This window comes from Streptomyces sp. NPDC037290, from assembly GCF_055603245.1.
Genome location: NZ_JBVJVZ010000161.1, coordinates 1 through 1,222, shown reverse-complemented (window position 1 = coordinate 1,222; position 1,222 = coordinate 1). Strand labels below are relative to the sequence as shown.

General features: G+C 69.1%; 3 protein-coding genes. All 3 read left to right on the top strand.

The genetic code is table 11. From position 1 onward, the window contains the following. Positions 1-560 (top strand): SCO family protein (locus ACZ7HQ_RS45655; protein ID WP_471003588.1); only part of this gene is annotated, 560 nt, incomplete at its 5' end. Further along, complete coding sequence (locus ACZ7HQ_RS45650) at positions 557-1,018, top strand: copper chaperone PCu(A)C (RefSeq protein ID WP_030579335.1); 462 nt, start codon at positions 557-559, stop codon at positions 1,016-1,018. The genes ACZ7HQ_RS45655 and ACZ7HQ_RS45650, both read left to right, overlap by 4 nt. A 14-nt stretch (positions 1,019-1,032) precedes the next feature. After that, on the top strand, positions 1,033-1,222 hold a 190-nt coding region (locus tag ACZ7HQ_RS45645), incomplete at its 3' end, for a hypothetical protein (protein WP_471003585.1).

Sequence of the window (1,222 nt, the reverse complement as noted above, 5' to 3'; positions counted from 1 at the left end):
CCATCGCCGACGTCAGCGCCGCGCCGAAGGACAAGGCCGCCACCGTCCTCGACCAGCCGTTCACCAAGCCGAACCTCGTCCTCACCGACACCCACGGCAAGGAGTACGACCTCCGCGAGGCGACCAAGGGCAAGCCGACGCTCATCTACTTCGGCTACACCAACTGCCCCGACGTCTGCCCGCTGACCATGAGCAACATCTCCCTCGCCAAACGGGAGCTGCCCAAGGCCGACCAGGACAAGCTCCAGGTCGTCTTCGTCACCACCGACCCCGAGCGCGACACCCCCGCCTCGCTCGGCAAGTGGCTCTCCGCCCAGGACCCCACCTTCACCGGCCTCACCGGCGACTTCCCGACCATCCAGGCCGGGGCGCGGCAGATCGGCATCGGCATCGACGCGCCGAAGAAGGAGAAGGACGGGACCGTCGTCTCGATGCACGGCGCCCAGGTCATCGCCTTCTCCCCGAAGACGGACGAGGGGTATGTGCTCTACGGCGAGGACACCTCCGCCGAGGAGTACACCAAGGACCTCCCCAAGCTGATCAAGGGGGAGACCCCGTGAACCGCCGCCGCACGGCTCTCGCCGGCGCCCTCGCCCTCACCGCGGGGCTGACGCTGGCCGGGTGCTCGTCGGACAGCGGTTCGGGCGGCGAGCCGGAGCTCAAGGTCGTCGGCGCCTACATGCCGCAGCCCGTCAGCGACATGGCCGCCGGCTTCCTCGTCGTGCAGAACAGCGGCGGCACCGCGGACCGGCTCACCTCGGTGACCAGTCCGCTCTCCGACGACGTCACGATCCACGAGACGAAGAACCAGAAGATGCGCGAGGTCTCCTCGTTCGAGGTGCCCGCGAACGGTGAGCTCGATCTCGAACGCGGTGGCAACCACATCATGTTCATGAAGCTCAAGCAGAAGCCCAAGCAGGGCGAGAAGGTCTCCGTCGAGCTGCACTTCGAGAAGGCCGGCCCCATCACGGTCGACCTGCCGGTGAAGGAAACCACCCACAACCCGAAGAAGCAGTGAGGGACTGAATCCAGATGTCTGCCACCGCCCCTTACGCCGGGCCCTCCCCGATACGACGGCCGCTCGCCGCCGCCGCGCTCCTCGCCGCGCTGGTCAGCCTGGTGTTCGGGCTGCTGCTGGCGGGCGCGGGCCCGGCGTCCGCGCACGCCGCCCTCACCGGGAGCGACCCGGGGGACGGGGCGGTGGTGGACACCGCGCCCAAGG